The following is a 22604-nucleotide window of genomic DNA, read 5'->3' as shown; positions in this document are numbered from 1 at the left end:
TGTCCTTTAGTCAGAGACGCAGAATCTGAGCCAGACTCTCCACCACGCCTGCGGGATTTTCCCGATGCGCGTTGTGTCCGGCATTACGAATCACATGGACAGGCGCAGACAGTTCGCTCGCCAGTGCGCGAAATTTACTGTCTCGCTCGCCACATAAATAATAAAACGCAACTGTGCGCGCATTCAGCGCATCACGTAAATCAGGTTGTACACCAAGCGACGTTGCTTCGAGCATCGCCGCCAGCGTTTCGCCGTTGTTCTGGCTACGCAGGGCAACCAGTGCTTCTCGTTGCTGCGCGTTCAGCGAGGCAAAAACCGGCTGCAGATACCAGTCGTTAAAGACGTCACACAGCGGTTCATGACGAAAACGCGCCGCCCACTGCCCATCAGAGCGTCGGCGCGCATCACGCTCAGCCTCGCTTTGCAGTCCAGGATGACCGCCTTCAACGACGAGTCCGCACAGTCCGGGAATTCCCTCGCTCGCCGCCATCATCGCCACCCGGCCGCCAAGTGAGTATCCCACCAGCCAGTGGTTGAGTATGTTGTAACTAAGCAAGGTTTTGCGCAGCAACGCAATCACCTCGCTAAACCCCTCCACACGAATCGTTGCAGAACCGCCGTGCCCTGGCAAGTCAACATACAACCGTGAGCAGGTCTGAAACTGCTCACCAATGGTTTGCCATTCCCGATTATCGCCGGAAAACCCATGCAAAAAGACCAGCCAGGGCGAACCCGGCTGCCCCTTTACTGCGTGGGCATGCAGGGTCACAGGTGACTGACCTGCGCTAATAACTGTTGCAGCGTTTGCGTGCCGTCGGTGTCATTGACCACCATTTCAATCACCGTCGCCGTCGGGGTGCGCCATGCGCCAGCCAGCGCATCTTCCAGCTCATCCCAGTTTTCCGGACGATGGTATTTCAGATTGAACATCGCCGCCGCATGGTCAAAATGGACATTTTGCGGCATCAGATAAAAACGTTCACGCTCGCTCTGCGGTGTGGGTAACAGCGAGAAAATTTGCCCGCCATTATTGTTCACGACGATCAGCACAAACGGCGCAGAGACCTGGCGCAATAACGCCAGCGCATTGAGATCGTAAAGCGCCGACAAATCGCCCACAATCGCCAGCGTCGATTTCGCACTCGCGCGCTGAACGCCAGCAGCCGTTGAGAGCAAGCCATCAATCCCGCTCGCCCCCCGGTTACTGTATACCGGGTATCCGGCGGGCAGTTGCGACAAGGCATCAATCAGTCGCACCACCAGACTATTCCCCACAAACAGTTGCCCCTGTTGTGGCAAATACTCGCGAATTCGGTGAGCCAGTTGGGCTTCGCCAAAGTTTTCGCGACGGGCAACCACAGCCTGCCATGCCAGCTCAGCCAGACGCGGGATCTCCACGCACCACGGATTGCGTTTTTCAGCCGGGTGCAGATCCAGCCAGTCGGCAATTTTTGACACCAGTCGGCGTCCCCGATGGTGAGCGGGATCCAGACGACCTTCGATATTGTCGATAATCCAGTATTCTTGCGGAGAGCAACTGGCCTGCCATTGCAGCAGGCGTTTACCGGTCAGGCTGCTGCCCAGTTGCACGACAATTTGCGCCTGTTGCAATTCGTTGATCGCTTTTGGGTTACCCAGCCAGAGATCGGCACAAGGCAGCGGTTGTCCGGTTTGCGACAGTACATCGCCAATTAACGGCCAGCCCAGCGTTTGCGCCCATAGCGCGGCTTTTTTGCCCTCTTCCGCGCTCATCCGCCCGGCAACGACTACGCCGCGCTTTTGCCGCCAGAAGAACCAGTCACGCTGTTTTTCACTCTCCAGTCGACGCGCCTCGCGCAGCCAGGGCTTATCGTCCTGCCACCAATCGCCAAGGTGCTGCTGCCACTCAATACCCGTGTCGTCCATCTCGCCATACAGCGGCTCAGCAAAAGGACAGTTGATATGAACGGCGCCGGCATGCAACGAAGCAAGCGCATTATCAAGGGTAGAAACCAGCCAGCTTGCCGGAATATCCTGAGTCGGTCGCGGTAAAGAGAGTGTCTGCGAGGGATGTGAAGCAAACATGCCTGACTGACGAATCGCCTGATTAGCGCCGCAGTCGATCAATTCTGGCGGGCGATCCGCCGTCAGCAAAATGAGTTTTTCGCCCGTCAGCCCGGCTTCAATCAGCGCCGGATAGAGGTTCGCCACCGCCGTCCCGGAAGTGACGATCACCGCAACCGGTTGTTTACTGACCTTCGCCAGCCCCAGCGCCAGGTGGCCCAACCCACGCTCATCAAAGTGCGTGTGGTGGATAAAAGCAGAATTTTCCGCCGCCGCCAACGTTAATGGCGTTGAACGAGAGCCAGGGGCAATGCAAACATGCCTCACGCCGTGGCGGGTTAAAGCTTCCAGAATGACCGCCGCCCAGCGTCGGTTAAATGCGCTTACTGACATGAGATTGTCCGGTATCAATATTGCGACTAAGTATAAAGAATCGAAATAATGGATTTTTGATATGAGTCGGGAATGTGTAACTCATTACACTTCCATCTGTAATAAAGTGCGCAACCCTGCCGCTTTATTGTCTATTTCCTGCCATTCTTGCTCAGGATCCGAGCCGCGCACAATCCCCGCGCCTGCGTACAACCTCACAATATTGGTGGTAATTTTCGCCGAGCGGAGCGACACGCAAAATTCACTTTGCTGTAGCGACAAATAGCCCGCCGAACCGGCGTACCATTCACGTTCGAAGGGTTCATTTTGCTGAATAAATTGACGCGCCAGTTCGCGGGGAATTCCCGCTACCGCCGCCGTCGGCTGTAACTGGTGTAAACAGAGCGCGTCGTCCGGCTGATTGAGCGCCGTCCAGATGCAACGCCGCAAATGCTGAACTTTACGCAGCCTGAGAACCTGCGGAGGGAGAACATCAAGCGTGTGAGTGCAGTTTTGCAGTCGCTGGCAGATATCTTCCACCACCAGCATATTTTCACGCTGATTTTTATCGTCCTTCATCAACCACTCGCCCAGTTGCCAGGCACGGTGATCGTCGGGATGATTAGCCACTGTCCCGGCCAACGCTTCAGTACGCAGCGCCGTATCGCGCCGACGCCAGAGGCGTTCAGGTGAAGAGCCCAGGAACGCGCTGTCGGCAGAAAATGCCATGAAAAAGTGGTAACAGTTCAGGTTCAGACGGCGACTTGATGCCATCACCGCCGCGGCATTCACCGGACGGGAAAACTGCAAATCCGTCGCCCGCGCCAGCACCACTTTATCAAGCTGTTCCTGCGCGATGGTGCGGGTGGCGAGCTGGATTAAATTCATCCACCCGGTTTTATCCGGTGAATGCTTTTCATCCGTGAGGGTCAAATGCAGCGCGGGCAGCGATTTAATGCTCACCAGTGATGAGAGAAAGCGAACCGCGTCTGCGGCATCTTCACGCAGGGAATGCGCGCTGTAAAGATGCAGGCGCAGTGTCGCCTTTCCGCCACAGCGTCGCCATTCCAGGCGCGGTAGCACCAGGTTCCCGCGCTGCGGCTCAAACGCGTTTAATCCCCAGATACGCAGATCGGCATGATGCGCATGCAGGCGCAAAAACTGTTGCGCCAGATCCAGAGAGCGGAATGTAGACACCGCGCCCAGCACGGCGGCTTCTTCATCGCCATTGCGCTGCTGCCAGTAAAATTGCGGCCAGATGGACTGGCTCGCCTGCCAGCTCAGGGCGTCAAACGCATCGTTTAGAGGAAAAGGAACGTCGAAAACACGAATTCCGGGTGCTGCTGGAATCTCTTGCGACAACTGACGCATCAGATTCTCCAGCGCTGTAGTAATTGAATGCACGCGGACCTCTCCCTGTTAAAAACCTCACATTATACGGGGTACTGCAAAGAAATTGCAGTACCTCAGTTTAAGGAGGAAATGCTGTCCAGGCTACAAGACGAAATTTAACGTCGCGCCAGCAGTAATCCGAGCACCAGTCCAACCGCCGCACCCACGCCAATTCCCTGCCAGGGTCTTTCATGAACATAGTCATCGGCCAGGTAGGCAGCCTGTTTCGCCCGGTAATAATAGCTGTCTGATGCGTGACTCACCCGATTTTTGACCTCTTCCACCGCCGCTTCCGCCCGCGCTTTGAGCTCGACATATTTCTGATCGGCAGGATCACCCGAGGATCGCAGAACTTCTTCCAGCGTTTCGCTCAAAAATTCGATGTCGTCATCGATACGTGAATGATAAGAATGAAATGACATTGTCTTCTCCCTTGCGATTAACGTATCCGCTAACTATAGACAACTGAGCCCGGTTACGCCTGTCCGGGCTCCCGCGCCATGCCGATATGGGGAATACCGTCTTCGTCATAGACGCCGGTCACCGGGGCAAATCCAAAACGACCATAGAACGATTGTAAATGCGCCTGCGCCCCCAGATAAAATGCCTTTTCCGGCCAGTGGTTAGCGCAAGAGGATAACGTCCGGGTCATCAGTTGTTCACCCAGTTTTACGCCACGCAGCGCCTCACTGACAATCACCCGGCCAATCACCACAGGCTCCAGGTCGTCGTCACTTTTCAGAATCCTCGCATACGCGACCAGCTCATCATTGCGCCACCCCAGAATATGGCGATTGTCCCCCACCAGATCGTCGCCGTCGACATCCTGATAAGGGCACTGCTGTTCAACCACAAACACCGCGCAGCGCAATTTAAGCAGCGCGTAGAGCGCGGTGACGGATAATTCAGAATGGTGAAGATCTTGCCAGTGGATCATTATGCGCTCCTTTGTCGTATTCGCTTTATACTAGCCAGAATGTTGTTCAAAAGTGTAATGGAATGATGGAATTCATTTTCTTAGGTACTTCTGCAGGCGTTCCTACACGCTCACGCAATGTGACGGCGACCTTACTGAATCTACAGCACCCTACGCAGCCCGGGTTGTGGCTGTTTGACTGTGGCGAAGGCACGCAGCACCAGATGCTCAGCACCGCGTTTAATCCGGGTAAGCTCGAGCGCATTTTCATTAGCCATCTGCATGGCGATCATCTGTTCGGTTTGCCGGGTTTACTGTGCAGTCGGTCGATGGCGGGCAATCCCCATCCGCTGACGATTTACGGACCAAAGGGACTGCGCGAATTTACCGAAACCGCTCTGCGCCTCAGCGGTTCCTGGACCGACTATCCGCTGGAGATTATTGAAATCACCGCCGGTGAGATTCTGGACGATGGTTTACGTAAAGTGACGGCGTTTGCGCTGGAACATCCGCTGGAGTGCTACGGCTACCGTATTGAAGAACACGACAAACCTGGCGCGCTGGATGCGAAAGCGTTAAAGGCGGCAGGCGTGAAACCCGGCCCCCACTTTCAGGATCTGAAGGCCGGAAAAAGCGTCGTGCTGGAAGATGGTCGACGGATCCACGGCGCGGACTATCTCGCCGCGCCCGTCGCGGGAAAATCCGTGGCGATCTTCGGCGATACCGCGCCCTGTGCCGGCGCGTACGAACTGGCAAAAGGCGTGGATGTGATGGTGCATGAAACCACGCTGGAGACGTCGATGGAAGAAAAAGCCAATAGCCGTGGACACAGTTCAACCCGTCAGGCTGCGCTGCTGGCGAAGGAGGCGCGCGTCGGTCGCCTGGTCATTACCCATATCAGTTCACGCTATGACGCAGAAGGATGCCGCAGGATGCTGGCGGAGTGTCAGGCGATTTTCCCTGCAACCGAACTGGCCTACGATTTCGCCGTTTTCACGGTTTAACGCTCCATTTTTTGCCCTCCGTGCCGATAACAGTGACAAGGCTGGATTTCACATTGAGGACAGAATGGACAATTTCCAGAAAGATATTGATGACAGGGCGAACCTGACCCTGTCCAACCGCTTTGAATTGCTGCTGTTTCGTCTCGGGACATCGGTGCACGAGCAGAAATCAGAGCTGTTTGGCATCAACGTATTTAAGCTACGCGAAATTGTTCCCATGCCGACGTTTACGCGCCCGGCCGGGATGAAAGCGCCCCTCTTAGGTATGGTCAACATTCGCGATCAGGTGATCCCGGTTATCGACCTTCCGGCCGTCGCCGGGTGTAAACCCGAGACTGGCTTGAATATTCTGCTGATCACCGAATATGCCCGCAGTGTTCAGGCATTCGCCGTGGAGTCTGTCGAGAATATCCTGCGTCTGGACTGGCAGCAGGTTCATACTGCCGAGAAAGCCGTCAACGGTCGCTATATCACCAGCATCGCCTGTCTGGATGAAGACAAAGAAACCAACAACCTGGCGCTGGTGCTCGACGTCGAGCAGATCCTCTATGACATCGTACCGTCAAATCACGATTTGCGTGCCGCCCATCTGAAGACCAATAAGTTCAATATCACGCCAGGGGCGGTGGCGATCGTCGCAGAAGATTCGAGAGTGGCCCGCGCGATGCTGGAGAAAGGGTTAAATGCCATGGAAATCCCGCATCAGATGCATATCACCGGTAAAGATGCCTGGGAGAAGATCCAGCAACTGGCCAAAGAGGCCGAAGCGGAAGGCAAACCGATCAGCGAGAAAATAGCTCTGGTGTTGACCGATCTCGAAATGCCAGAGATGGACGGTTTTACCCTCACCCGCAAAATCAAAACCGACGAACGACTGAAGAAAATCCCGGTGGTTATCCACTCGTCGCTTTCCGGTAGCGCCAACGAAGATCATGTGCGCAAAGTGAAAGCCGATGGCTATGTGGCGAAGTTTGAAGTCAATGAGCTGTCATCGGTGATTCAGGAGGTGATGGAACGCGCGGCGCAAAACGTCAGTGGCCCACTGGTGAGCCGTCAGTTGATTGGCTAATTTTACTGTAAGTATAAAAAAACCCGCCGAGGCGGGTTTTTCGTTTCTGCGTTTCGCTTACATCAGCGGTGCGGCTAACTGCACGATGCTGATCAACGGCTGCGGGTAGACACCGAGAATCAGCACCAGCAGCGCGGAGATCAGTACCACGATACCGCCCGCACTGTACTGCCAGTTTGACGGCGCATCACGGTTAAGCTGCTGCGGCGCACTCAGGTAGAGGCTCACGGCAACGCGCAGGTAGTAGTACAAACCAATCGCGGAACCGATGACTACGCCACCGACCAGCCACCACAGGTTAGCCTGGACACCGACGGCAAGAACGTAGAATTTACCGATAAAGCCCAGCGTCATCGGGATACCCGCCAGAGACAGCATCATCACCGTCAGCACGGCCGCGAGGATCGGACGATGCCAGAACAGACCACGGTAGGAGAACAGTGAATCTGCATCCGGGCCACGGTACGGGCTGGACATCAGGCTCACCACGCCGAACGCGCCGAGGCTGCTGAACAGGTAACCGGCCAGGTAAACACCAACCGCTTCCATCGACATCTCACCGCTCTGCAGGGCAATCAACGCCACCAGCAGATAACCCAGGTGAGAGATAGAAGAGTAACCAAGCAGACGTTTGATGTTGGTCTGGCTCAGCGCCATCAGGTTACCGAAGATGATAGAGGCAAAGGCAATCACGCCCAGCACCACACGTACCGCTTCGCTGTCGCCAACCGGCGCGTACAGGAACAGACGCATCACCACACCGAAGATAGCGATCTTGCTCGCCGTCGCCAGGAACGTGGAAACCGGCGCCGGAGCACCCTGGTAAACGTCTGGCGTCCACAGATGGAACGGCACCAGAGAGAGTTTAAAGCCAAGGCCGACAATCATCATGCCAAAGCCCGCCAGCAGCAGCGGCTCGTTCAGCATCCCGTCGCCCAGGCTCTTACCGAGCGCGACAAACGACAGGTTGCCGGACTGCGCGTACACCAGCGCCATACCAAACAGCAGGAATGAAGACGCTGCGGCAGACAGAATGGTGTATTTGATACTGGCTTCCAGCGAACGTTTTTGACGGAACGCGTAACCCACCAGGCCAAACAGCGGCAGAGAGATAAGCTCGATACCGAGGAACAGCGCCGCCAGATGGTTAGCGTTGGCCAGCAGAATCCCACCCAGCGCGGCAATCAGCACCAGCAGGTAGAACTCTTCCCGGTTGTCGTCATAGCCTTCCAGCCACGGATAAGCAAAGGTACAGGTGGCGAGGCTCGCCAACAGAACCATCCCGGTGTAGAGCATCGCGAAACCGTCAACCCGCATCAGCGGGGTGACATCCATTGCGCCCGCCTGGCCAACAAACCAGAGCGAAACCAGCGCAGCGTTAAGCCCAATGACCGACAGCGTGGCATTGAGGAAGTGATTGCGTCGCCACGCAATGGAGAGCATCACAACCACCACCGTCAAGCCGACGATCAGCAGCGGTAGCAGCGCAATCAGGTGTTGTGGAGTTATTGTCATGGCGATTTACGGCCTTGTAGTAGTAACGGAATTAACAAACCACTGCTGGATGTTGCCCATCGCTGAATGCGAGGTATCCAGAATCGGCTGCGGATAGATGCCGAGCAGTACCAGAAGCACGACCAGCAACAGGATGATAAACAGCTCACGCAGCGACATCCCTGGCAGTTCAACGCTGGCAATTTGGCTTTTCGCCTTACCGAAGTAAGCGCGATGCAGCATCGCCAGCGAGTAAACGGAGGCAAACACCAGACCAAAGGTCGAGATCACGGTAATGACCGGAACCACCTGGAAGCTGCCGAACAGAATCATGAATTCGCCGACGAAGTTACCGGTGCCCGGCATACCCAGCGTACAGACCGCGAAGAACATCGACAGCGCAGGCAACCATTTCATTTTGCCCCACAGACCGCCCATCATACGCATATCACGGGTGTGCAGACGTTCGTAAAGCTGACCACACAGAATAAAGAGACCCGCAGCAGACAGACCGTGCGCGATCATCTGGATAACCGCACCCTGGTACGCCAGTTGGTTGCCGGTGTAGATAGCAATCAGCACGAAGCCCATGTGTGAAACAGAGGTGTAAGCAATCAGACGTTTGATGTCGTACTGAGCGAACGCCATCCACGCGCCGTAGAAAATACCGATAACACCCAGCCACATGGCGATTGGCGCGAACTCCGCAGACGCGTTCGGGAACAGCGGCAGGGCGAAACGCAGCAGACCATAGGCCGCGGTTTTCAGCAAAATCCCCGCCAGGTCAACGGAACCTGCCGTCGGTGCCTGGGAGTGCGCGTCCGGCAACCAGCCGTGCAGCGGAACCACCGGCATTTTGACCGCGAAGGCGATGAAGAAGCCCAGCATCAGCAGATATTCCACACCGTGAGACATCGGGGTATTCAGCAGCTCTTCATAGTTGAAAGTCCAGACGCCGGACGCTTTGTAGTGCACAAACACCAGCGCCAGGATGGCAATCAACATCACCAGACCGCTCGCCTGGGTATAGATGAAGAACTTGGTGGCCGCCGTGATACGCGTTTTACCGTCAGACGCTTTATGCCCCCACAGCGCGATCAGGAAGTACATCGGCACCAGCATCATTTCCCAGAAGAAGAAGAACAGGAACATGTCGATGGCAAGGAACACGCCGATAACGCCGCCGAGGATCCACATCAGGTTCAGGTGGAAGAAGCCCTGGTATTTTTCGATTTCATTCCAGGAGCACAGTACCGCCAGAACACCCAGCAGACCGGTCAGCACCACCATCAGCAGTGACAGACCGTCAATGGCCAGATGGATTGAGATGCCAAAGCGTGGGATCCACGGCAGCACGAACTCAGACTGCCACTGCGGAATGCCAGCGGATTGCGTCAGTGAATAGCCGCCCTGCAACCACAGTTGCAGACCAAGCGCCAGCGTCAGTCCCATGGTTACCAGCGCTATCCAGCGAGGCACCTTCACGCCAAAGCGTTCGGTCTGCCAGCACAGGAAGCCACCGATAAAGGGAATTAGTATTAGCCAGGGTAGTAACATGGCGATATTTGTTCCTTGTTTAAGTCCGGTTCAGGCTATCTTACTCGTCATCGTGAACCCCGGCTGTGCTCGCAATCCTCACGTACTTCAGTACGCTCCGGTTGCTGCGCGCAGGCGGTGTCCACTCTGACTTCGCCGATAACGCCTGTCCTTTAGGACCTGATTTTCAACGAATTCTTATAAATTCACGTATCAACGCAATACCATCAGGTTTTGTAGGCCCGGTAAGCGCAGCGCCACCGGGCAAAACCATTTCAAACTCAACGCAATACCATCAACAGTGCCAGCACCACGACCGCACCAATGCTCATGGACGCCACATACCAGCGCAGATAACCGTTCTCGCTGAACAGCAGGCCTTTACCTGCAAAGCGGGAAAGGATCGCCGGAATGTTCATCATTGAGTTCAGCGGGTCGCTTTTCAGCAACCAGGCGATACCCATGAACGGCTTCACGAACACTTTGTCGTACAACCAGTCGAAGCCCCAGGCGTTAAACCACCAGGTACCCAGCAGACGACCCGGGGCGCTGTTGGCAATCGAGGTCACCAGAGTGCGTTTACCCAGCCACAGCCAGGCCGCCATCAGAATGCCCACAATCGCCACGACGCCAGAGGTAATTTCCAGGGTCATCACGCGACCGTGCTCAAGCTCGGTGGTTGCCGGCAGTACACCGTGCAGCGGCGGAACAATCAGCGCGCCAACGAAGGTGGACAGGATCATCAGCACAATCAGCGGCAAGTGATGGGTAATCCCCTTCCCTGCATGAGCGTGAATTTGTTCTTTACCGTGGAACACGATGAAAATCATACGGAAGGTATACAAGGAGGTCATGAACGCACCGACCAGACCTGCAACCATCAGATTGAGATGACCATTTGCCATCGCGCCCGCCAGAATCTCATCCTTACTGAAGAAGCCCGCGGTGATCAGCGGCAGAGCCGACAACGCCGCGCCACCCACCAGGAAGCAGAGATAAACCAGCGGAATAGATTTACGCAGGCCACCCATCTTGAAGATGTTCTGTTCGTGATGGCAGGCCAGGATAACCGAACCGGACGCCAGGAACAGCAGCGCTTTAAAGAAGGCGTGCGTCATCAGGTGGAAAATCGCCGCATCCCACGCCTGAACGCCCAACGCCAGGAACATGTAGCCAATCTGGCTCATGGTGGAGTAAGCGAGTACACGTTTGATGTCGGTCTGCACCAGCGCGGCGAAACCCGCCAGCACCAGCGTTACCGCACCGACGATACCCACCAGATGCAGAATATCCGGAGTCATCAGGAACAGACCGTGAGTACGGGCAATCAGGTAAACACCGGCGGTTACCATCGTCGCGGCGTGGATCAACGCAGAAACAGGCGTCGGGCCTGCCATCGCGTCTGCCAGCCATGTCTGCAACGGCAACTGCGCAGATTTACCGACCGCACCACCCAGCAGCATCAGCGTCGCCCAGGTCAGCATGTTGTTGCCTGCGGCGAAGTGCGCCGGTGCCAGTTCCACCATTTCGCGGAAGTTCAGGGTGCCCAGTTCGTTATAAAGAATGAACAGCGCGAAGGCGAGGAAGACGTCACCCACACGAGTCACGACAAACGCTTTCATCGCAGCCGCGCCATTCTTCGGATCGGTGTAGTAGAAACCGATCAGCAGATAGGAGCACAGGCCCACGCCTTCCCAGCCGAGGTACATCAACAGCAGGTTATCGGCCAGCACCAGGATAACCATGCTGGCGATAAACAGGTTGGTGTACGCGAAGAAGCGAGAGTAGCCCTCTTCACCGCGCATATACCAGGACGCAAACATGTGGATCAGGAAGCCCACACCGGTGACCACCGACAGCATGGTCAGGGAGAGACCATCCAGTACCAGGTTAACACCAATGTTGAAGTTACCGACCGACATCCAGGTCCACAGCGGGACGCTAAACGCTTGCTGACCGTTTGCGAAGAAGTCCATGCCGACCAACGCTGTCACCAGCGCAGCCAGACCAATGGAACCCACGCCCACGGTAGCAGAGAGGTTTTCCGACCAGCGACCGCGAGAGAACGCCAGTAGTACAAAGCCAATCAATGGCAGAATAATGGTTAAGGCAAGCATGTTCATCCACGCATCTCACTTACTGAATCGATGTTCAGGTTCTGGCGACGGCGATGCAGTTGCAGTAACAGCGCAAGTCCGATACTCGCTTCAGCAGCCGCAAGGCTGATGGCGAGAATGTACATCACCTGACCATCGGTCTGGCCCCAGTAGCTACCGGCGACCACAAAGGCCAGCGCGGAAGCGTTAATCATGATTTCCAGACCGATCAGCATAAACAGCAGATTGCGGCGGATAACCAGACCGGTTAAGCCCAGAACGAATAAAATCGCAGCGAGGATCAGTCCATGTTGTAAGGGGATCATGCGTGCTCCTCCGTTTTTCTTTTCGCACGGTCTTCAGTGCGGTTGCTCAGCACTTCGCCTGCACGCTCTTCGCGACCGACGTGGAAGGCCACAACCAGACCCGCCAGCAGCAGCATGGAAGCCAGTTCAACCGCCAGTACGTAAGGCCCGAACAGAGAGATACCGACCGCTTTCGCGCTGATCGGCGTACCGTCGATACCCTGGTCATTAACACCCAGAATGGCATACACAATGACCACCAGCATGATGGCCGACAGAATCGCCGGGCCAATCCATACCTGCGGTTTCAGCCATTGACGTTCCTGTTCGATTTCCGAACCGCCCAGGTTGAGCATCATCACCACGAACACGAACAACACCATGATGGCGCCTGCGTAGACGATAATTTCCAGCGCACCCGCGAAGTAAGCCCCCAGCGAGAAGAACACCCCGGAAATCGCCAGCAGCGAAATGATCAGATACAGCAACGCATGCACCGGATTGGTGTGGGTGATCACTCGCAAGGTCGCGAGAATGGCTACCAGCCCACAAATATAAAAAGCGAACTCCATTGCCCCTCTCCTTACGGTAACAGGCTCTTGACGTCGATAGGCTTGGCTTCGTTCTCTGCTTCGCCCTTATCTTTGCCGTCGATTGCCATACCTGCCATCCGGTAGAAGTTATATTCCGGGTATTTGCCCGGACCGGAGATCAGCAGATCCTCTTTCTCATAAACCAGATCCTGGCGCTTGTACTCACCCAGTTCGAAATCTGGCGTGAGCTGAATTGCCGTTGTCGGACAGGCTTCTTCACACAGTCCACAAAAAATGCAGCGTGAGAAGTTGATGCGGAAAAACTCCGGATACCAACGACCATCTTTAGTCTCTGCTTTTTGCAGAGAGATACAGCCTACCGGGCACGCTACCGCACACAGGTTACAGGCAACACAGCGTTCTTCGCCGTCCGGGTCGCGCGTCAGGACGATACGGCCACGGAAACGGGGTGGTAGATAGACCGGTTCTTCCGGGTACATCTGCGTTTCGCGCTTAGCGAACGCATGCAGGCCGATCATCCAGATACTGCGTACCTGGGTGCCGAAGCCTACGAACAATTCTTTTAAGGTCATGGTCTTTTCGCCCCTTATTGCGCCTGCCAGAGAATGACAGCCGCCGTTACCAGCAAGTTGACAAGCGTCAGCGGCAGGCAGATCTTCCAGCCGAACGACATCACCTGGTCATAACGAGGACGAGGTAATGATGCGCGAATCAAAATGAACATCATCATGAAGAATGCGGTTTTCAGCGCAAACCAGACGAATGGCGGTAAGAACGGGCCATGCCAGCCACCGAAGAACAGGGTAACCATCAGCGCAGAAATGGTGACGATACCGATGTACTCCCCCACGAAGAACAGACCGAACTTCATACCGGAATATTCAATGTGGTAACCATCAGCCAGTTCCTGCTCGGCTTCCGGTTGGTCAAATGGGTGACGGTGACACACCGCCACGCCCGCGATGGCAAAGGTGATAAAACCAAAGAACTGCGGGACAACGTTCCAGATATCAGCCTGGTTATTGACGATGTCGGTCATGTTAAATGAACCGGCTTGCGCCACCACGCCCATCAGGGAAAGTCCCAGGAACACTTCATAACTCAGGGTCTGCGCAGAGGCACGCATCGCCCCCAGCAGCGAGTATTTGTTGTTGCTCGACCAACCGGCAAACAGCACCGCGTAGACCGCCAGACCCGCCATCATCAGGAAGAACAGAATCCCGATGTTCAGATCCGCAACCACCCAACCTGGGCTGACTGGCACAATAGCAAAGGCCAGCAGCAGCGAGGTAAAGGCGATCATTGGCGCCAGCGTAAAGATGACGCGATCCGAGAATTTCGGGATCCAGTCTTCTTTAAAGAACATTTTGATCATGTCCGCGACCAACTGGAGCGAACCGCCCCAGCCAACACGGTTTGGTCCATAACGGTTCTGGAACAGACCCAGCAGGCGACGTTCACCAAAGCTCATGAATGCCCCGCAGGTGACCACCACCAGCAGGATCACCACCGCTTTGAGAATGCTCAGCAGGATCTCAATCAGATCCGGTGTAATCCAACTCATTGTTGTGCCTCCTGCAGATCCTCAAGACGCGCACCCGCCAGCACTGGCGCAATGCCTGGCATACCCATCGGCAAACCAACCTGCCCTGCCGTCAAACCTTCAGCGATTTCAACCGGCAGCGTGACCGTGTTGCCATCATAACTAAAGGAGACGCGCGTACCGGCATTCACCCCCAACTTCGCGGCATCAGCCGGGTTGAGTTTGATGTACGGCTGCGGCATACGGCTCTGGAAGACCGGAGAACGCTGTGACATCTCGTCGCTACCAAACAGATGGTAGTACGGCGCGATACGCCATTTACCTTCTTGTGCCTGGAAACCTGCCGGAACGGTCGTGAAGTACTCCAGACCGCCCTCAGAGGCCTCAATCAGGCGAACGCCCGGATCGCCATGACGCAGTTTCCCGCCCACTTCAGCCTGGAATTTGTTCCATGCCTGCGGGGAGTTCCAGCCTGGTGCCCAGGCAAATGGAATCTGCGAACGCGGTGCGTCCGGCTGGTTGTTCCCTTCCATCGAGAAGGCAAACATGGTGTCTTTGTCCTGCGGCTGACGCGGTTCGTGAACGCTAATGTTGGCACGCATCGCGGTACGACCGCTGTAACGGTGCGGCTCACGCGCCAGTTTCTGACCATTCACGCGGAAAGTCGCTTCCGGCGCAGCATCTTTGATTCCCGCCAGTTGCGGCAGCGCAGCAATCGCGGCATCGATGACGTGGTCAAGCTGCGTCCAGTCGACTTCACGGTTACGTACAGTACTGTGCAGCGAGTGCAGCCAGCGCCAGCTTTCCAGCATGACGGTGTTGGCTTCGTAGTACGCCGGGTCATACACCTGGAAGAAACGCTGTGCACGACCTTCGTTGTTGATAACCGTACCGTCGCTTTCCGCAAAGCTTGCTGCGGAGAGTACCAGGTGGGCACTGTCCATAATCGCTGTACGCTGATGATCAATCACCATCACCAGCGGCGCTTTTGCCAGCGCAGCGTTGACGCGAATGGCCGACGCATGGCGATGCAGGTCGTTTTCCAGTACCACGACGGCATCAGCACGACCGGTTTCCAGTTCGGTTAACGCGTCATCAAGCGTTCCACCGCCAATCATGCCAAGACCCATGCTGTTCACGGAACGGGCAATCATGGTGATACCAACGTCAGCGCCACGGCCTTTCAGTGCTTTTGCCACGTTGGCAGCCGCCTGAATGACTTCCGCACTACCGGCGTTGGTGCCGGAGATAATCAACGGTTTTTTCGCTCCGGCTAACGCCTGAACGATCACATCAATTTTGTTTTGCAGGTCGCGGTCGATTCCGTCCACCGCCGGCGCGCTGTTATCCAGCGCATGTGCAATAGCAAAACCTAAGCGAGCCTGATCTTCGACCGGCGCACGGTAAGTCCATGCCGCAATATCATCCAGACGGGTGTTATCGACGTTGGTCACGAACAGCGGATGCTTCGCACGTTGACCGATGTTCAGGATTGCCGCAATCTGCCAGTCAGCCACTTTTTGTGCTGCGGCCATTTCGCGTGCTTTACCCTTCACGGCCTGACGCACGGCCAGCGCAACGCGTGCCCCGGTCTGCGTGATGTCTTCACCCAGCACGAGCACAGCGTCGTAAGATTCGATATCACGCAATGCAGGAGTATGAATGCCGCCTTCTTGCAGCACTTTCAGCGCCAGTTGCAGACGTTCCTGCTCGCCCTGAGCGATACCGGTGTAGAAGTTTTCAGCACCCACCAGTTCACGCAACGCGAAGTTGCTCTCTACGCTTGCGCGTGGCGAACCGATACCGATCACTTTCTTCGACTGACGCAGAATATCTGCCGCACCCTGCATTGCCTGTTCGGCGTTCAGCGTGATCAGATCATCGCCACGACGCTGAACCGGCTGACGCGGACGGTCTTTCAGGTTGACGTAACCATAGCCAAAACGACCACGGTCGCAGAGGAAGTAGTGGTTAACGGTGCCGTTGTAACGGTTTTCGATACGACGCAGTTCGCCGTAGCGCTCACCCGGGCTGGTGTTACAGCCGATGGAACACTGCTGGCAGATGCTTGGCGCAAACTGCATGTCCCATTTACGGTTATAACGCTCGGAGTGCGTTTTATCGGTGAAGACGCCGGTCGGGCAAATTTCGACCAGGTTGCCGGAGAATTCGCTTTCAAGCGTACCGTCTTCCGGGCGACCGAAGTAGACGTTGTCGTGTGCGCCATAAACGCCCAGATCGCCGCCATCAGCGTAATCTTTGTAGTAACGCACACAGCGATAGCAGGCGATGCAGCGGTTCATTTCGTGAGAGATGAACGGCCCCAAATCCTGATTGCGGTGAGTACGTTTGGTGAAACGATAGCGACGGAAGCTATGGCCGGTCATCACGGTCATATCCTGAAGATGGCAGTTACCGCCTTCTTCACACACCGGGCAGTCGTGCGGGTGGTTGGTCATCAACCACTCGACCACGCTTTCACGGAACTGTTTCGCTTCTTCGTCGTCAATAGAGATAAAGGTGCCTTCGGTGGCCGGTGTCATACAAGACATCACCAGGCGACCACGCGTGTCTTCCGCGTTTTGATATTGCTTCACCGCACACTGGCGGCAAGCACCGACGCTTCCCAGCGCCGGATGCCAGCAAAAATATGGAATATCAAGGCCGAGGGACAGACATGCCTGTAACAGGTTGTCTGAGCCATTGACCTCATATTCTTTGCCGTCTACATGAATCGTAGCCATAGTCAGCATGCTTCCAGTTGGCTCAGTCTGAGACTGAGCGTTAATCGAATTTCATATCGCGATTCAGGATTATCCCTGAAATTACCAGCGCTCTTTCAGCAGGTTCGGCTGAATACCACCAATTGCATGGGTATTGCTAAACGACTGCTTGATGCCGGCTTCGAATTCTTCGCGGAAATATTTAATGGCGCTCTGCAAAGGTTCAACCGCACCTGGCGCATGCGCACAGAAGGTTTTCCCCGGGCCGAGGAAACGACACAGTTGCTCAAGTGTCTCGATATCCCCCGGCTGGCCTTCGCCACGCTCCAGCGCCCGCAGAATTTTTACGCTCCACGGCAGGCCGTCGCGGCACGGCGTACACCAGCCACACGATTCACGGGCAAAGAACTCTTCCAGGTTACGCACCAGGCCAACCATGCCAATTTCATGGTCAACGGCCATCGCCAGCGCGGTACCCAGACGGCTACCCGCTTTGCCGATGCTTTCGAATTCCATCGGCAGGTCAAGGTGTGCTTCGGTCAGGAAGTCAGTCCCTGCGCCACCCGGCTGCCAGGCTTTGAACTTCAGGCCATCGCGCATACCGCCAGCGTAATCTTCGAGGATCTCACGCGCAGTGGTGCCAAACGGTAACTCCCACAGTCCCGGATTCTTCACGCGACCGGAGAAGCCCATCAGCTTGGTGCCCGCATCTTTGCTCTTCGAAATGTTCTGATACCACTCCACGCCGTCAGCGAGGATCGCCGGGACGTTACACAACGTTTCAACGTTGTTGACGCAGGTCGGTTTACCCCATGCACCGGAGCTTGCCGGGAACGGCGGCTTGGAGCGCGGGTTAGCACGACGACCTTCGAGGGAGTTAATCAGCGCGGTTTCTTCACCGCAGATATAACGCCCTGCCCCGGTATGGACAAACAGCTCGAAGTCGAAGCCGGTGCCCATGATGTTTTTGCCAAGCAGACCGGCTTCGGTCGCTTCGGCAATGGCGCGGCGCAGATTCACCGCCGCTTCAATGTATTCACCGCGCAGGAAGATGTAACCCCGGTACGCTTTCAGCGCAAACGCGGAGATCAGCATACCTTCCACCAGCAGGTGCGGCAGTTGTTCCATCAGCAGACGGTCTTTATAGGTACCCGGCTCCATTTCATCGGCGTTACACAGCAGGTAACGGATGTTCATGGATTCGTCTTTTGGCATCAGGCTCCACTTCAGACCCGTGGAAAAGCCTGCGCCGCCGCGCCCTTTCAGGCCAGCGTCTTTCACCTGGTTGACGATCTCGTCCGGAGAAAGACCGGTCAGCGCTTTACGCGCACCTTCATAGCCGTTCTTGCTGCGGTATTCATCCAGCCATACCGGCTGGTTGTCATCACGCAGACGCCAGGTCAGCGGATGCGTTTCGGGAGTACGGATAATGGTTTTCATTTATACCGCTCCAGTAATTCAGGAATGCCTTCCGGAGTCAGGTGAGCATGAGTATCGTCATCGATCATCATGTTCGGCCCTTTGTCGCAGTTCCCCAGACAGCAGGTCGGCAGCAGCGTAAAGCGACCGTCAAAGGTCGTCTGCCCCGGCTTGATGTCGAGTTTTTTCTCAAGCGCCGCCTGGATCCCCTGATAACCGTTGATATGGCACACCACGCTGTCGCAATAGCGGATCACATGGCGACCGACCGGCTGGCGGAAGATCTGGCTGTAGAATGTCGCAACGCCTTCGACGTCGCTCGCCGGAATACCCAGTACGTCAGCGATCGCATGGATCGCGCCATCCGGCACCCAGCCACGCTGTTTCTGAACGATTTTCAGCGCTTCAATGGACGCCGCACGCGGGTCTTCGTAGTGGTGCTTCTCGTGCTCAATGGCTTCACGCTCTGCCGCACTCAGCTCAAAAGCCTCGGTTTGTGGTTGTTGATTCTCGTGCATAATTAGCGGTCCACATCTGACATAACAAAATCGATACTACCCAGATGGACGATCAGGTCGGACACCAGGCTGCCGCGAACCGCCACCGGGATCTGCTGCAGGTGCGCAAAACTCGGGGTACGGATACGCGTACGGTAGCTCATGGTGCTGCCATCGCTGGTCAGGTAGTAACTGTTGATACCCTTGGTCGCTTCCACCATCTGGAAGGACTCGTTCGCCGGCATCACCGGGCCCCACGACACTTGCAGGAAGTGGGTGATCAGGGTTTCGATATGTTGTAGCGTGCGCTCTTTCGGCGGCGGCGTGGTCAGCGGGTGATCCGCTTTGAACGGGCCTTCCGGCATGTTATTGAGGCACTGCTCAAGGATGCGCAGACTCTGACGCAACTCTTCTACTTTCAGCATTACGCGGGTATAGCAGTCGGAAACACCGCCGCCAACCGGCACTTCAAAGTCGAAGTTTTCGTAGCCAGAGTACGGACGTGATTTACGCACGTCGAAGTCAACCCCGGTCGCGCGCAGCGCAGCACCGGTACAGCCCCAGTCCAGCGCTTCTTTCTTGCCATATGCGGCAACGCCCTGCGAACGGCCTTTCAGGATGGTGTTACGCAGCGCGGCTTTCTCATAGGAATCCAGACGCTTCGGCATCCAGTCGAGGAAGTCACGCAGCAGTTTGTCCCATCCACGCGGCAGATCGTGAGCAACACCGCCGATACGGAACCAGGCCGGGTGCATACGGTAACCGGTGATCGCTTCCACCACGTCATAGATTTTCTGACGGTCGGTAAAGGCGAAGAACACGGGGGTCATGGCGCCGACGTCCTGAATAAACGTCGAGATATACAGCAGGTGGCTGTTGATGCGGAACAGTTCGGAAAGCATCACGCGGATCACGTTGACGCGATCTGGCACGGTAATGCCCGCCAGTTTTTCAACGGCCAGCACGTAAGGCATTTCGTTGACGCAACCGCCGAGGTACTCGATACGGTCAGTGTACGGAATGTAGCTGTGCCAGGACTGACGTTCGCCCATCTTTTCGGCGCCACGGTGGTGGTAGCCGATGTCAGGTACGCAGTCGACGATCTCTTCGCCGTCAAGCTGAAGCACAATACGGAATGCACCGTGGGAAGACGGGTGGTTCGGACCAAGGTTGAGGAACATGAAGTCCTCGTTGTTGGTACCGCGACTCATTCCCCAATCTTCTGGCTTAAAGGTCAGCGCTTCCATTTCCAGATCCTGCTTGGCTTTGGTCAGCTCAAACGGATCGAATTCGGTCGCACGCGCCGGGTAATCTTTACGCAGCGGATGGCCCTGCCAGGTATGCGGCATCAGCAGTCGAGTCAGGTGCGGGTGACCTTCGATATCGATACCAAACATTTCCCACGTTTCACGCTCATACCAGTTGGCATTGGGGAACAGTTTGGTGACGGTCGGCACACGCAGGTCGTTTTCAGACAACGCCACCTTGAGCATGATGTCGCGATTGCGTTCAATGGAAATCAGGTGATAGAAAACGGAAAAATCCGCGGCGGGTAACCCGTCACGGTGTGTGCGCAGACGCTCGTCCATGCCGTGTAAGTCAAACAGCATGACGTAAGGTTTTGGCAGTTTCTTTAAGAAATCGCCAACTTCCAGCAATTGTTCGCGTTTGACCCAAACAACGGGTACTCCGGTGCGGGTCGCCTGAACGGTAAAGGCATCCGGCCCAAAACGGTTGCGCAGTTCGCCAATGACCGGGTCATCCAGATGATCCCGGGTTTGCCATGCGGCGTCTTGCGCGGTTAAGTCGGTCATATTGTTCACCATTGCAAATGGTCCGTGGTGGTCGGCAGTGCTTCGCGCTAGTTATGTAGTGATGAGCGAAGTTCAGCTGCCGACAGGCGCAAATTAAATCTCGTCTGGTGTACGAAGATTCGTTACTGCAATGCGTTCGCCGCGTTTACGCTCGCGCTCTGACTGCATATTGGCGCGATAAACGCCCTGATCGCCAACCACCCAGGAGAGCGGACGACGTTCTTTGCCAATGGAGTCCTGCAGCAGCATCAGCGCCTGCATATACGCTTCCGGGCGCGGCGGGCATCCCGGGATGTACACATCCACCGGGATAAACTTATCAACGCCCTGAACCACTGAGTAAATATCGTACATACCACCAGAGTTGGCACATGCGCCCATGGAGATAACCCACTTCGGCTCCAGCATCTGGTCATAAAGACGCTGAATGACGGGCGCCATTTTGGTGAAGCAGGTTCCCGCAACCACCATCAGGTCAGCCTGACGCGGCGAAGCACGCAGTACTTCCGCACCAAAGCGCGCCACGTCATGCACGGCGGTGAACGAGGTCACCATCTCTACGTAGCAGCAGGAAAGGCCGAAGTTGTACGGCCAAATTGAGTTCTTACGACCCCAGTTAACCATGTCATGCAGTTTGCCCATGAACACGTTTTTGTTAACTTCTTGCTCCAGGGGGTCGGTTACGATCTCCTGTTTTTGCAGGGGGTAACGGTCATTCTCACCGTTAGGATCTATGCGGGTGAGCGTATAATCCATCTTAATGCCTCGCGGTTAGCGTTGACGATTAGCGATACTGTTCGTTTCCGGGTTCATACGCTCGCGGCGTGAACGCGCGGGCGTCCAGTCCAGCGCGCCAATACGCACCAGATAAACCAGACCTGCCAGTAACACAAAAATAAAAATTGCAGCTTCCACAAAGCCAATCCAGCCGCTCTCGCGGATAGAAGTTGACCATGCGAACAGATACAGCGCTTCAACGTCGAAGATAACGAAGAACATGGCTACCAGATAAAACTTGGCAGACAGGCGCAAGCGGGCGGAGCCAACTGAGTCAATACCTGATTCGAACGGAACGTTTTTCGACCTCGCGCGCGCGCGACCGCCTAAAAACCAACCGCCGACGAGCATCAGGCAGCACAGTCCAATGGCAACAATAAGAAAGATAGCGAATGCCCAGTGATGAGCGATGATTTCAGTGGATGTTGACATACTCATTGCTTACTCATCAAAAGTAGCGCCAAATTCTCTGCTCTTTTCGGCAGATGAACGCCACATCGATTCATGGGGAGGAATAAAAAAAACCCTACAATAACTGTAGAAAATGATTAAACAGCTAATTGATGTGGTTTTTTACTCCTTTCTATAACCTTTTGTCAACTTTAACAAAAGTTACCTCACATTAATTTACATCAAAACAACTTGGTTAACATTTAATGCCCTTATGACTGATTTCGATCGCATCGCCAGTCGGCTTTAACTTTGTTGAATCGTGTCCGTTGTGAGATTAAAGAGATAATGCGTCTCTATTTTGACAGGATTTCGTGCAGATGCCTCCCCCTAAATAGGAGTATTTTCTTGATCTGTGACACGCTTTTGTTAATCCACCCTAAAAAACAGCAACAATTTCTCTAGTTTTTTAACATTGGCAGAAACTCAAGCCCCAGGCGCGCATTTTATGCGCAATACTGAAAAATAATCTTTAACTACTGATTTAATAAGATTTTTTATCAGCCGCGAATGCTATTTTCCACATTTTGTACAAAAAAAGAACCACTGAGTGATTTTTCATCATCAGCGGTTCTTTTTTACACTTACATTTAATAACGT

The 22604-nt window shown here is 55.2% G+C and carries 20 protein-coding genes; 2 read left to right on the top strand and 18 right to left on the bottom strand.

What is annotated here, in order from left to right:
- Positions 1 to 10: 10 nt before the first annotated feature.
- The 5 genes from menH to ACO7SM_RS07020 form a co-directional block, all read right to left on the bottom strand.
- A complete protein-coding gene (menH, locus tag ACO7SM_RS07040; protein WP_490470237.1) occupies positions 11 to 769 on the bottom strand; it encodes a 2-succinyl-6-hydroxy-2,4-cyclohexadiene-1-carboxylate synthase in 759 nt (252 codons plus the stop codon).
- Entirely contained in the window at positions 766 to 2436 is a 1671-nt protein-coding gene (gene menD, locus ACO7SM_RS07035; RefSeq protein WP_490470236.1) for a 2-succinyl-5-enolpyruvyl-6-hydroxy-3-cyclohexene-1-carboxylic-acid synthase, read from the bottom strand. Before menD ends, menH begins: the two co-directional genes overlap by 4 nt.
- 84 nt (positions 2437 to 2520) lie before the next feature.
- The gene (gene menF, locus ACO7SM_RS07030; RefSeq protein WP_490470235.1) at positions 2521 to 3819 is read right to left on the bottom strand and encodes an isochorismate synthase MenF; all 1299 of its coding nucleotides are present in this window, start codon (positions 3817 to 3819) and stop codon (positions 2521 to 2523) included.
- A gap of 104 nt (positions 3820 to 3923) precedes the next feature.
- The gene (gene elaB, locus ACO7SM_RS07025) at positions 3924 to 4229 is read right to left on the bottom strand and encodes a stress response protein ElaB (protein WP_490470234.1); all 306 of its coding nucleotides are present in this window, start codon (positions 4227 to 4229) and stop codon (positions 3924 to 3926) included.
- Positions 4230 to 4282: 53 nt separating this feature from the next.
- The gene (locus ACO7SM_RS07020) at positions 4283 to 4744 is read right to left on the bottom strand and encodes a GNAT family N-acetyltransferase (RefSeq protein WP_490470233.1); all 462 of its coding nucleotides are present in this window, start codon (positions 4742 to 4744) and stop codon (positions 4283 to 4285) included.
- 65 nt (positions 4745 to 4809) lie between these two features.
- Here ACO7SM_RS07020 and rbn point away from each other — a divergent pair, with 65 nt between their 5' ends.
- Positions 4810 to 5727, top strand: coding sequence for a ribonuclease BN (gene rbn / locus ACO7SM_RS07015; RefSeq protein WP_490470882.1), 918 nt, complete (start codon positions 4810 to 4812; stop codon positions 5725 to 5727).
- A gap of 64 nt (positions 5728 to 5791) precedes the next feature.
- Positions 5792 to 6796, top strand: coding sequence for a chemotaxis protein (locus ACO7SM_RS07010; RefSeq protein ID WP_490470232.1), 1005 nt, complete (start codon positions 5792 to 5794; stop codon positions 6794 to 6796).
- 57 nt (positions 6797 to 6853) lie between these two features.
- On the opposite strand, the gene nuoN is transcribed toward ACO7SM_RS07010, so the two are convergent.
- From nuoN to nuoA, 13 genes are all read right to left on the bottom strand, one after another.
- Positions 6854 to 8311, bottom strand: a complete 1458-nt coding sequence (gene nuoN, locus ACO7SM_RS07005; protein ID WP_276294515.1) for an NADH-quinone oxidoreductase subunit NuoN — start codon at positions 8309 to 8311, stop codon at positions 6854 to 6856.
- Between the two features lie 6 nt (positions 8312 to 8317).
- Positions 8318 to 9847, bottom strand: coding sequence for an NADH-quinone oxidoreductase subunit M (gene nuoM / locus ACO7SM_RS07000; protein ID WP_203360574.1), 1530 nt, complete (start codon positions 9845 to 9847; stop codon positions 8318 to 8320).
- A 260-nt stretch (positions 9848 to 10107) separates the two neighbouring features.
- A complete protein-coding gene (gene nuoL, locus ACO7SM_RS06995) occupies positions 10108 to 11949 on the bottom strand; it encodes an NADH-quinone oxidoreductase subunit L (RefSeq protein ID WP_490470231.1) in 1842 nt (613 codons plus the stop codon).
- Positions 11946 to 12248 carry an NADH-quinone oxidoreductase subunit NuoK gene (gene nuoK, locus ACO7SM_RS06990; RefSeq protein ID WP_000612644.1) on the bottom strand — a complete coding sequence of 101 codons (303 nt, stop codon included), beginning with the start codon at positions 12246 to 12248 and terminating at the stop codon, positions 11946 to 11948. Before nuoK ends, nuoL begins: the two co-directional genes overlap by 4 nt.
- Positions 12245 to 12799, bottom strand: coding sequence for an NADH-quinone oxidoreductase subunit J (gene nuoJ, locus ACO7SM_RS06985; RefSeq protein WP_490470230.1), 555 nt, complete (start codon positions 12797 to 12799; stop codon positions 12245 to 12247). Before nuoJ ends, nuoK begins: the two co-directional genes overlap by 4 nt.
- Positions 12800 to 12810: 11 nt before the next feature.
- Positions 12811 to 13353, bottom strand: a complete 543-nt coding sequence (gene nuoI, locus ACO7SM_RS06980) for an NADH-quinone oxidoreductase subunit NuoI (protein WP_003028062.1) — start codon at positions 13351 to 13353, stop codon at positions 12811 to 12813.
- 14 nt (positions 13354 to 13367) lie between these two features.
- A complete protein-coding gene (nuoH, locus tag ACO7SM_RS06975; RefSeq protein WP_192612895.1) occupies positions 13368 to 14345 on the bottom strand; it encodes an NADH-quinone oxidoreductase subunit NuoH in 978 nt (325 codons plus the stop codon).
- Positions 14342 to 17068: an NADH-quinone oxidoreductase subunit NuoG gene (gene nuoG / locus ACO7SM_RS06970; RefSeq protein ID WP_490470229.1), complete on the bottom strand. Its 2727-nt coding sequence runs from the start codon at positions 17066 to 17068 to the stop codon at positions 14342 to 14344. Before nuoG ends, nuoH begins: the two co-directional genes overlap by 4 nt.
- Positions 17069 to 17149: 81 nt before the next feature.
- Entirely contained in the window at positions 17150 to 18487 is a 1338-nt protein-coding gene (gene nuoF, locus ACO7SM_RS06965; protein ID WP_490470228.1) for an NADH-quinone oxidoreductase subunit NuoF, read from the bottom strand.
- The gene (gene nuoE, locus ACO7SM_RS06960) at positions 18484 to 18984 is read right to left on the bottom strand and encodes an NADH-quinone oxidoreductase subunit NuoE (protein ID WP_192612898.1); all 501 of its coding nucleotides are present in this window, start codon (positions 18982 to 18984) and stop codon (positions 18484 to 18486) included. Before nuoE ends, nuoF begins: the two co-directional genes overlap by 4 nt.
- Before the next feature lie 2 nt (positions 18985 to 18986).
- A complete protein-coding gene (nuoC, locus tag ACO7SM_RS06955; protein ID WP_490470227.1) occupies positions 18987 to 20789 on the bottom strand; it encodes an NADH-quinone oxidoreductase subunit C/D in 1803 nt (600 codons plus the stop codon).
- An 81-nt stretch (positions 20790 to 20870) separates the two neighbouring features.
- Positions 20871 to 21533 (bottom strand): NADH-quinone oxidoreductase subunit NuoB, encoded by a 663-nt coding sequence (gene nuoB / locus ACO7SM_RS06950; RefSeq protein WP_003028075.1) that lies wholly within the window; start codon positions 21531 to 21533, stop codon positions 20871 to 20873.
- Positions 21534 to 21548: 15 nt separating this feature from the next.
- Positions 21549 to 21992, bottom strand: a complete 444-nt coding sequence (gene nuoA, locus ACO7SM_RS06945; protein ID WP_162383083.1) for an NADH-quinone oxidoreductase subunit NuoA — start codon at positions 21990 to 21992, stop codon at positions 21549 to 21551.
- Between the last annotated feature and the right edge of the window lie 612 nt (positions 21993 to 22604).

The sequence above is a fragment of the Citrobacter sp. LJND-P06 genome (assembly GCF_058188415.1).
The sequence above is the reverse complement of the archived record's forward strand: the minus strand, read 5'-3'. Positions and strand labels throughout refer to the sequence as shown.